Genomic DNA, 10,095 nt, shown 5'->3' with positions numbered 1-10,095 from the left:
TGTTTCATACTTAACACTTCTTTCATTATGTTTATTACTATGTTAAAATAGAGAGAATTTTAACAATCTATAAAGTAGGCTATTAAGTTTCAATAACCCACTTGAACATTGCTAAAAAATTGTGTGTTTTTATACTTGGTGCTGGTTAGGTCGTCAATTAGATACGCTCTTACTTTTTCAAGTAGTCATTGCATGTTTATATTTTATTTTAAACTATTGAACTTAATGCAGATTTTTTTCACTCCCGTTGTATATTGTATGCTTAATTTATCTCCATACTGTCTAATCAAGTGCCTGATTGTATTCAAGTGATTAGAATATACTTGTTTGCTAGTTATCCGCGTTCTCAATCTGCTCCTATCCTAGTATTTGGTACATAAATTTCTGAACAGTTATGCCATAATTAATAAAACAAGATAGGAGCATTCCAATGAAACGATATCAAGATGATTTTAAAGCCAGCATTGTGAAGATGCATCGTGAAGAGAAAAGATCTATTCGCTCGCTTTCCGAGGAATACGGTGTTTCTCCAGCCGCAATTCATAACTGGGTTAAAGGCGCTAAATCAGTTGAGCTAGAAGACGGTACTGAAGTAACGTCCAAAGAATTCAAACAACTTCAAAAGGAAAATCAGCGATTAAAGGAGGAACTTGAAATTTTAAAAGCTGCGGCGGTGTTACTGGGAAAGCATTAGGACGAATTAATTGCCTTGTCTTCATAGAAGATCAGTTATTGCGACACCGCTTATCAATTATTCTTTCGGCACTGAATTACCGCGTAGCACCTATTACCATTGGAAAAGATATCAACCTAGTCAACACGAACGTGTTGATAATCAGCTCAAAGAAAAAATTAAATTGATTTGGGAAAATAATTATCGTGCCTATGGTTATCCACGAATAACGATGGTGCTTCGCAAGTCAGGCATCCGTGTTGGGTCAAAACGAATTTTACGATTAATGAGGGAAATGGAGATTCACTCTTTAATGAATCGGCGATTTAAAAAACCTGGCACTCATGTGGATCATTCACAACGCCCCAATTTAATCAAGCACCAGCCCAATGCAAGGATATGGCGTGCTGACATTACTTATTTGGAATTACGTCCAGGAACCTGGGTTTATCTCAGTTCTATTTACGAACCAAAGGTTCATCAAGTTCTTGCTTTCAAGATTGGTCGTCAGATGGAGGCGCCGTTAGTTGTAGAAACGATTAATCAGGCGCTTGAATGTCATCAAAAGCCACAATATTTTCACTCTGACATGGGTTCACAGTACACCAGCAACGAAGTTGAAACTTTACTTGAACGGCATCAGATTAGCCACTCATACTCAAAACAAGGTTATCCTTATGATAATGGGCCAATTGAAGCTTTTCACTCATTGTTGAAGAGAGAGTTTGCCTTTCAAACAACTTTTTCCAATTTTGAGGACTTGGTAATCCGAACCTCAAATTACATCAGTTGGTTTAATTCCGACAGAATTAGAACGAGTGTTTAGAAAAAGATGTGCCATTTATTGACATAGGAGCAATCTAACAATTCGCTAACTATTCAAGTGTTTCAGTAGGTTGCTAGTCTACCGAGGTTATTAAGTTGTCAAAGGTCAAAGTGTGTTTGATTGACTAACTGTCGTATAGAATACTAGAAAGTCGATATACATTGTAGCCTATCTTTCACACCTGATTGATACGGCGTTGTCTCGCCTTGATACCTTGTTGCTAACTTACAAGAACTATGTTACAACTTTCATTTTAAGTTGTCAACACTTTTTTTAATTCTTTTTGAATTAAGTTTTGCATTTAAAGGCTTGCTTGCTTAATTCATGTTTCAAGTTTAACACTTAATATTTAAGTTGTCAACACTTATTTTAATATCTTTTTAAGTTTGATATTATATAGCTATCTGACGCACTTTAAGGCGTTCTTGATACATACCTAATACCTAACTCTATGATACCTATATTAAAACATAGCTTTTAAAAAGTCAACACTTTTTTTAATTCTTTTTGAATTGATTGTTAGAAAGATAAAAGCTATCTATCAATCAACAATCACAATACTACACCATTGAATATGTTGTGTCAACACTTAATTTAATATATTTTTAAATTGATAATATATAGTAGAAACACGATTAAAATATAGTAACGAAATATAGTTTAAAGCCTTATGGCTGTAAGGCTTGTTGGGTGTAATATAATGTTATGATAGTAGTATGCTAGTAATATATGTATATATAGTATGATATGGTATAGTGTAGCGTATTGGTATATATGGTGTAGTAGTATATATGTATAGTATGAACGTTAGTATAACAATGATAGTTAGTGAGTGATCGTGCTTAGTAGTGCAATATGGTATAGTCAAGTGTATTGAATGAATGATTGAATTAAATTAAATTAAATTAAATTAAAAATAAATTGAATAATAGAAAAAGAAAAAAGACAAAAAGAGAAAGTAAAAGCAAATTAATAGTATACATGTATATGAGTATGAGTGATTGAATTAAGATTAGTTAGTTGGTTGGTTAGTGATTGGTGATTAATTAGTTAAGTGTGCGAGTAATTGAATTGGTGAACGGAAAAATAGAAAGTGAAACAGTAATGAAAAATTGAGAAATAAATTAAACTATTTTTTGTAATTGAAATGGTGGCGAAATAGTGAGAGGAATTTTTTCTGATATTGCTATGATATGTAAAACATTTTAAATAGTTGAATGTGATATCATTTTGATATTGTAATGATATTGTAATGATATGATTTAATGATTAATAAAATATTTTAGTGTTATCAGATACTCACACAAAACAATTAAATTTTTTTAGACAAAATAAATAAAAGTGGCTGCTGGCTGATTGGAAAAAATTGACACCTTAAAAAAATATCAAACGGGGGCTATTTTAAAAAAGATAAAACATTTTTAAATAATGCTATACACTGTTAAGTAGTATTATTCTTTACAGTGCGGTGGGGGCTGTTTTTCTCAAAACAAACTAAATTTTTTGTGATTTTTCAAATCAGTAGCTACACCTACACACCATAAAAATTTCTCTACATTTCCCCTACACTCTCCCCACCCTACTACTCCAGCTAATCAAGTTACTCTAATTATCCCATTTTTCCTACATTTTTCTTAGTCCCTACTTTGCTACCTACTTACCTATCTACTTTTCGTGCTATATTTTTACTCTCGTATTTGTCTACTTTCCCTTTGTATCAGTATTTATTCACTATTACTCCCTACGTATTTTCCTAGTTTTTACATAATTTTGCTCATATCACATTCGCTCACGCGTTTTCTAATCTAATTTTGATCCACTACTCAACCACTTATTCACCTAAATGATCTCTCAATTAAAATTTATGATCACGAAACAAGCTATTCAGTTTTCCAATTGAATTTAAACTGGCAACCAAACTTTAATAATAAATTAAATTAATTTATATAACTGGTAAATGAAAATAAAACTCACGTTTTCAATCAAGTAAAATCCCACTAAAAAGTAAATAAAATATACAACAATTTTCTCCTGTTTTATTTTAAAAATATTTTACTAGGATTTTAAAAACTTTAAGATTAATTCACTATAATTTTTTAGTGTTTTTAGAGCTTTCTGAACACTCTTTTGCAGACTTTTTAACTTCAAGAATACTGTTTCTAACACTCCGAATTGACACTTTTCTTTAAAAATTGCCTTGTAGACTTTTTAAAATTCAATATTTCTGTTATTTTTGTTCGCTTACATTTTATTTTTTCAATAAAAATAGCTAATTTATAAATTCAAAAAAGAATAGTCTACACTTCTTTCTATTGGAAATGCCCTTATATCAGCGTTTATCAAACTCAATAGTTTAACTAATAGTATAATACGCAGTTTATTAAACAGTATAGTATTCGTTAAAGTAAATAAATAAGTACATATACATACTAATAGTAATACTAATAAAAATATATTATGAATTTAATTTATATTCTAATATATACTTTCTAATGTATTTGTGTTTAGATGTTTAATACCTATTATATCTATAAGTTAATTAGTATGTAGACTTACTAATATACTTAAATATAGAAACTTACATTGTATTAAATATTAATTTATATGTTTGAGTATATGTATATATAGACTTGTACTTAGACGTTTAATTAAACATAGAATCAAACATATACTTTTACTTGTAAACAAAAACTAATATAAACATATATATTTGTATTCATTTAAAAATAGAATTTATAAAGTCCGACACAAAAAAGCCACAGATGAAATTTCTGCAGCGAGTAACTATTGAGTTATCACAATAGTTTAATTAATAGTATTAGCAATAGAATACTATTATATAATCTATTTATATATATACATAGTAATCATAACAGTAATTAAAATACTAATTCATATAATAATACTATTTTAATTTACATTACAATTACTATTATACTTATGTTTATGTTTGTATTTCTAATATAAAATAAAAATAGACTAATCAGTTTCCTGACTAGTCTATTTAACTAAAATTCATAAGGTTCTATTTCTTGTTCCATATCTTCTTTCCCAATTAATCCCATTTGAAATAATTCTTTCAAAACAGCATTATTAACTACAGCTGATTTTATTCCCCTTGAATATTGTCCTGAGCCATCTTTTTTCATACTGATATCATCAATGATCTTCGCAATATCTTCTCTAAGAGTAACTGTTTTTGAGATTTTCTTTACCCTATGAAAAACCTCATTATGTTGTAATATATATTTCCCGTTCATATTTTTAGTAACTATTTCCTTTGCTTCTTTTTTCTTAGGAAGGCTACTAAAAATGTCTGATCCTGTAACAGTAGGGGAGGGGGTATTTTTTTCGACACTAGGTTGAATTATAACAGTGTCTTCATTACTAGTAACATTTTGATTTTGTTCTACTTTTGTTTCTTCATTTTCTTTTTTATTATCTATATTATTTTCATTAGAAGTAGTTTGGTCGTTAAACATTCCTTCAAGTGGTGAACCCTGGAAATCTTTTGATTTGCTATTTCGACTACGTTTTCTTCTATTACTGTCTGTTAATTCATTCATAGCCTATCCTCCTATAAAGTAATCGTTCCTTTTTCAATCATCTCGTCCAACAAACTATAATAAGTATCAATTAATTCATTAGTTTTATTGGATAGGGTAGCAGGTAATCCACGATATGCTGTGGCCGATGCGAATCTAATAGTATTAGGTATTTTTGTAGAAAAGAATGGTATATTATTTCTATTTGCATATTCTGTTATTGCAAGAGTTACATCGGCATGAAGTTTGGTTGTTTTTCTGTATTTAGCAGCTAATAGACCACCAATTTCAAGTTTAGAATTATATTGTTCTTTAATAACTCTTACTCGATCAAGAATATTACGAACACCATCAATAGAATAAGCATCTGGTTCATATGGGATAACTACTTTATCAGCAATAGCAATTATAGAACTTGTTACAGCTTTTATCTCAGGAGGTGTGTCAAAAAATATATAATCATATTCCTTATCAATATTATTCATTTTAGTTTCTAACATATTGAAATAATCTTTGGTGGGGGAGGCGACTGCAGCTACTACAGCTAATAATTGTTGATCACTAGTTTTTGTAACATCTATATCTCTACTAGTTAATTCACGAATTGCCTTTATGTTATTTAGTCCAAAGTCATCTTCAAATTGTTTCATCTTATCAAATTCCAAGAAGTTCATATTACTATTTGCTGGAATAAGATCTATATTCTTATAAACGTCTTTTAAAATTGCTTCTTCAGGAGAACTATAATCCATAAAGACATCGTAGATACTTGTTTTTATTTTACTTTCATCATTAGGATCAATACCGAAACTACGGGTAGCATTTCCTTGACCATCACTTTCAACGATAAGTATTTTACTTTCAGGTTTTCTAGTGTGTACACAGCCAGCAAGATTAACACAAGTAGTGGTTTTTGTGCTTCCACCTTTATTATTTATGAAAGCTATTTTTTGTGCCATATATTCTTCCTCCAAATAAATTGAAAATTTATTTTAATACTTTTTATTGACTAATCTCAATAATCTAACCCACAGTATTTTATGTACTTAACTATTGATTAAACTATTGTTTTAATCAAATACTTCATTGGTTTAAATAAATTATACTTTTTCATGGTGTGTTTTGCAACCATAAAGGGTAAAAAAGATATGAATCACTATAAAATAAGACTTTTCAATAGATTTATGTACTATATTATGTATTTATCTCCATTATATTCTCAATAGTTAAAACAATAGTTAAACCAATATATTACAAAATAGATATAAACATAAATGTCTAATTTAATTACCTCACAGAATACTACTTAAACCCCAGTATTATGCCATTTCGGTTAATTCTATGTATTGCATTTATTCTAATAGTGTGTTTTAATCAAAGTATCAAAGTGTGAAAACAACACATTTGGAGTGAATATAAATGATTAGTTCTAAAGGATATAGTCACAACTTGCGTGGTATATATCTTGGATATTTAATTAAACTCTTGAATAAGAAATATTTTGTATCAATGTCACCTATAGCAAAAGAACTAGACATGAATTCTAATTATTTTAGAGATTTTGCTAGGGGACTCAAAAATATGCCTAATGAAAAATTAGATCTTATAGAGGATTTTCTATATGACTTATATGGAGCTATCTTAATAGATGAAGTTCCACAGAAGCATAGCGAATTCCAGGAATTTATTACCACATTGCCAAATTCATTAATTTATAAAGAAATTGTAAATTAAAAACGATTAGAGTCCACTACAACTCTAATCGAATTAACCAATGAATTCTTATAAACCCACTACAATTTATAAGATGTATTAATAGAATTCTCCAACCACTAAATTTTCGAGTTCTATTTATGTTATAAAACATAGATATAGCTGTATTTGCGCTAATCTTATTTAGTATATTATAGCATGAATACAGCCCTTAGTAAACTTTATAAAAAAGAAAGGGGCGATTAATTATGCTTAAAAACGAAATAAACCAAGATAATTTACCTTCCACTGCCTACCTACAAGTTAATTGTGATCTACTCAATAATAAGATCTATAAAAAACTTGATATGACAACTATTATGCTCTATTCTCTTTACGCAAATCGAACAACTTGCAGTATTTATAATTCTGGTGACGGTTCATGGAAAGATGATAATAATAGAATCTATATTTTATTTACGAATGAGGAAGCAGCCAAAATCTTACGTGTTTCTTCAAGAAAAATTTCCGATTCAAGATCTGCTCTACAAGAATACGGACTTATTGAAGTACAAAAATTTGGTCTTAAACAAAATCGAATTTTCGTAGCTAATCCCGAACATAGTGAAGAAGAGGGGGTTATGAGCTATAAAGGCCACAAAATTAACTACAAAGTTTCTATCTCTCCAGAAGTAGAAAAATATTCTACCTCGAAGTCGCATAATAATCATACAAGTGTACTTAATCATAAAACAGTTAATACAAAAGATACAAGAGTAACTAACTCCAAACAGAATGTGTCTAAAGATAATGATACATCATCTGATGAAGCATTGATTGATGCACTAAAGTATCGTTACAAAAATATTTTTGATGATAAATTTTTTATCAATTTAAAACATGCAACTCAAAACAATTATAAACAAGCAAAATGGTTTATTGACACCATATTTAAAGCGAAATACAGTTCTACTAAGGCATTTAAAAACTCAGGCCTACCTGTGGACTTAATTCTAGCTACTACCTTTGAGGAAAATTCTTATTACAGAGATAATATTGCTGGTGCTTTATTAATTATTATCGAACAAGCATATAGATACAAAAAAGTAGAGAATATTGGTGGTTTTATTTATTCGTTCATGCGTGGATTCTTTATTGAGCAAACAAAAGCTTTTATTTGTGATAACTATGAAATTGACAATGCTCTTTATGCAGTATTAAACTCTGTACAAAATAAAAAAGACAAGAAATTAATCTTGTCTAAATAAATTATACTTCCACCAATGTTGAACCTTGATACAATAATTTTTGTTTCTTTAATAGATCTGGATAAATAGATGTCAAAAACCGAGTTGGCTTTACACTAGTCTTTTTACCAATATTATATGAAAGATCTAGATTATATTTAGCTCTAGAGATAGCAACATAAAGAAGACGAGCTTCTTCTTCAATATTTCCGTTACACATTTCGTGTGGATAATATTCATCACTTACGGATGGTAAAAATACATGATCAAATTCGAGTCCTTTTGAGGCATGAACAGTCATAAGATTTACCGACTCATCGTTGTTTTTCTTATTATTATTCTTAATTATATCAATGTGATTTAATAGCTTTTCAATATTCCCAAAGGTGTGTGCAAGACCCAACAAACTCTCTACTGATTGAGTCTTCATAACACGTTCGGTTTCTTTTCTAGATGTTTTTTCTAGATGTTCAAAATACTTAGTTTTTTGTATGACGTACTGCAATACTTCTCCTGCATTTGTGGTGTCTAATATCTTATCAAAGTGAGTTAGAATATTAATCAAATATTCGATAGGTTTTCTTTCAGATATAGGTGTGTATTCACTTAGTGCTTTAAACACACTTATATTATTATTATAAGCATATTTATCAAGGTCTGATTGTAATTTATTACTTATAAACCTATTTGGAGTATTAATAATCCTTGCCATACTTTGATTATCTGCGTGATCATTCATTATTCTAAGGTAACTTAACAATACATCAATTTCTGTTCGTTCAAAGAAAGAATGATTTCCTGAAACATTCAAGGGTATTTCTGCATCAGCAAAGGCCGATTCAAAAACTCCCATTTGTGAATTAGTTCTAACTAGAATAGCAAAATCACGATAATCATTGTAATTTTCTGCGACTAAGCCTTTAATTTTTTCTATAATCCCATCTACTTCGTCTCTATCACTAGAGTATATTTTAAAATGTGTTTCATTACCGTCTATTCCAATAGCAGATTTAGCGTTCTTAAATTTCTTATAGTTCTCAACATTTCTCGATGTAATAATGCTATTAGATAAATCTACTATTTTTTTGGTAGATCTGAAGTTTTCTTGCAATTCAATCACATGGACATCTTTAAACTCATTAGAAAAATTAAGAATATTATTGATATCGGCATTTATAAATGAGTAAATGCTTTGTCTAAAGTCTCCAACAACAAAAAGATTGTCTCTTTTTATCATTTTCAATATTTCTAAGTTTATCTTAGAAGTGTCCTGGAATTCATCTACCATTATATAATCAAATCTATCAGATATTTTCATCCTAAAGGTAGGATCTTCTTTCAAACGATAATAAAAATGCAATAATAAATCATCAAATTCAATTAAATGAGCGTTCTTTTGTCTCTCCATAAAGATCTTGTATGCCTCTTGTAATTTGTCCCTCATTTCTTCGTCCACATATCTGGTATGTTCATCAATCAATACTGGCATCTTTTTAAGTATCATATTTGCCTTTTGATAAGAAATAAACATTGCTAAGGTAGGAGCATTAATTAGTGATTCGATACCCATTCCTTCAGGATTCATATTAGTCTTAGGTTTTACTATCGAAGACAATAATTTTAGTTTCCACCAATCCTTCATAAGTTTAACGCCTTTATAATAACTACCATAATTACTATACAATGTTTTCATAGCAAATGAATGAAAAGTAGACATGGGGATCTGCTCCCCTACGGCACCTATTTGCTTAATTACTCGTTTCTGCATATTATTAGCTGCATCTTTAGTAAAAGTAAGAGCTAATATTCTACTAGGATCAACATTCTTATTTTTAATTAGGTTTACAATTCTTGCGGTAAAAACCGAAGTCTTACCTGAACCTGCTGAAGCATTCACTAGTATATTTTCTGCTTCAGAATTAATGGCTTCTTTTTGAGATTTTGTAAGTTCCATAAAAGACCTCCTCTTGTCTTCAGTTAAATAAACATATCCACAGGTTAATAGTATCATATTTAGATTATTCTTGCAATATGTTGACTACTATTTTTGTGTAGATTATACTATTTATCAGGTATATTCATTTTTATTATTGTAATATGTTTATTTATAAA

General features: G+C 29.3%; 5 protein-coding genes and 1 pseudogene. 3 read left to right on the top strand and 3 right to left on the bottom strand.

Going from position 1 to position 10,095, the window contains the following annotated elements; translation table 11 throughout:
* Window positions 1-430: 430 nt before the first annotated feature.
* Window positions 431-1,499 (top strand): annotated as a pseudogene (locus G6O70_RS00890) (IS3-like element IS1163 family transposase).
* A 3,008-nt stretch (window positions 1,500-4,507) separates the two neighbouring features.
* Here the strand turns inward: G6O70_RS00890 and G6O70_RS00885 are convergent.
* Both G6O70_RS00885 and G6O70_RS00880 read right to left on the bottom strand, forming a co-directional pair.
* Complete coding sequence (locus G6O70_RS00885; protein WP_057868696.1) at window positions 4,508-5,065, bottom strand: hypothetical protein; 558 nt, start codon at window positions 5,063-5,065, stop codon at window positions 4,508-4,510.
* Window positions 5,066-5,076: 11 nt separating this feature from the next.
* Complete coding sequence (locus tag G6O70_RS00880; protein WP_057868697.1) at window positions 5,077-6,003, bottom strand: ParA family protein; 927 nt, start codon at window positions 6,001-6,003, stop codon at window positions 5,077-5,079.
* Window positions 6,004-6,463: 460 nt separating this feature from the next.
* On the opposite strand from G6O70_RS00880, the gene G6O70_RS00875 reads away from it, so the two are divergent.
* Both G6O70_RS00875 and G6O70_RS00870 read left to right on the top strand, forming a co-directional pair.
* Window positions 6,464-6,778 (top strand): hypothetical protein, encoded by a 315-nt coding sequence (locus G6O70_RS00875; protein WP_057868698.1) that lies wholly within the window; start codon window positions 6,464-6,466, stop codon window positions 6,776-6,778.
* Window positions 6,779-7,005: 227 nt separating this feature from the next.
* Window positions 7,006-8,004 carry a replication initiator protein A gene (locus G6O70_RS00870; protein WP_057868699.1) on the top strand — a complete coding sequence of 333 codons (999 nt, stop codon included), beginning with the start codon at window positions 7,006-7,008 and terminating at the stop codon, window positions 8,002-8,004.
* A gap of 1 nt (window position 8,005) precedes the next feature.
* Here G6O70_RS00870 and G6O70_RS00865 read toward each other — a convergent pair whose 3' ends face one another.
* Entirely contained in the window at window positions 8,006-9,937 is a 1,932-nt protein-coding gene (locus tag G6O70_RS00865; RefSeq protein ID WP_057868700.1) for an ATP-dependent helicase, read from the bottom strand.
* Window positions 9,938-10,095 lie beyond the last annotated feature (158 nt).

It is taken from the genome of Liquorilactobacillus hordei DSM 19519, from assembly GCF_019443985.1.
GTDB classification, from domain to species: domain Bacteria; phylum Bacillota; class Bacilli; order Lactobacillales; family Lactobacillaceae; genus Liquorilactobacillus; species Liquorilactobacillus hordei.
Note: the sequence above shows the minus strand (reverse complement) of the source record. Positions and strands in the feature narration are given on the sequence as shown.

Bases quoted from the DNA above. Each gene is read 5' to 3' on its own strand.
- G6O70_RS00885 (WP_057868696.1), bottom strand. From the start codon at position 5,065: ATGAATGAATTAACAGACAGTAATAGAAGAAAACGTAGTCGAAATAGC.
- G6O70_RS00880 (WP_057868697.1), bottom strand. From the start codon at position 6,003: ATGGCACAAAAAATAGCTTTCATAAATAATAAAGGTGGAAGCACAAAA.
- G6O70_RS00875 (WP_057868698.1), top strand. From the start codon at position 6,464: ATGATTAGTTCTAAAGGATATAGTCACAACTTGCGTGGTATATATCTT.
- G6O70_RS00870 (WP_057868699.1), top strand. From the start codon at position 7,006: ATGCTTAAAAACGAAATAAACCAAGATAATTTACCTTCCACTGCCTAC.
- G6O70_RS00865 (WP_057868700.1), bottom strand. From the start codon at position 9,937: ATGGAACTTACAAAATCTCAAAAAGAAGCCATTAATTCTGAAGCAGAA.